This window comes from Dellaglioa sp. CoH-56-MRSF-12, assembly GCF_056782075.1.
Genome location: NZ_JBXAYD010000089.1, coordinates 1 through 274 on the forward strand (window position 1 = coordinate 1; position 274 = coordinate 274).

The following is a 274-nucleotide window of genomic DNA, read 5'->3' on the forward strand; positions in this document are numbered from 1 at the left end:
CTCGTATCCGGCAATGAATCCGGACTCTAACGACGATGAAGAGGCAGATAACTCTCTGGGCGTGCACGCTCGATTCTTTGCAAAGCATCTGCCTCGTATCAAAGGCCGGATGGGCAAGAAGATGATTTCCCTGATCGGCATGAATCAGCTGTCTGATATTCCGATGGCTATGTACGGACCGAAGCAGCAGGAATCGTGCGGTAAGAAGCTGCGCTACTATTCGGACGTGCGAATCTGGAATACGAAACGTGGCTCAGGTATGCCTTTCAACGCG

Annotated in this window: 1 protein-coding gene; it reads left to right on the forward strand. The window is 51.8% G+C overall.

Translation table 11 applies throughout. The annotated features are described in order from the left end of the window. The coding region (locus AC1RPY_RS07880) for a P-loop NTPase family protein (protein WP_481763131.1) at window positions 1–274 on the forward strand (274 nt) is incomplete at both ends.